The sequence below is a fragment of the Shimazuella sp. NTD247 genome, assembly GCF_059510415.1.
On record NZ_JCAJZU010000033.1, the window covers coordinates 1 to 325 of the forward strand.

At 57.8% G+C, this 325-nt stretch carries 1 pseudogene; it reads right to left on the reverse strand.

Annotated features, from left to right (window positions below):
• Positions 1-325: pseudogene (locus tag AC5WOC_RS21215) on the reverse strand (exosporium leader peptide-containing protein); the annotation flags it as partial.

Here is a 325-nt window from a genome sequence, read left to right on the forward strand (position 1 = left end):
ATCCCCTTGGGCCTATCGGACCACTCGGACCTGTTGGACCAGTAACTCCAGTGGAACCTGTTGGACCTGTTAGTCCTCTTGGACCTATCGCTCCCGTTGGGCCAGTGGGACCAGTTCTTCCTGTCGCTCCTGTTGGACCTGTTGGACCCGTTAATCCCCTTGGACCTATCGGACCACTCGGACCTGTTGGACCAGTAACTCCAGTGGAACCCGTCGGACCTGTTAATCCCCTTGGACCTATGGCTCCCGTTGGACCTGTCGAACCAGTGGAACCTGTCGCTCCTGTTGGACCTGTTGGACCCGTTAATCCCCTTGGGCCTATCGG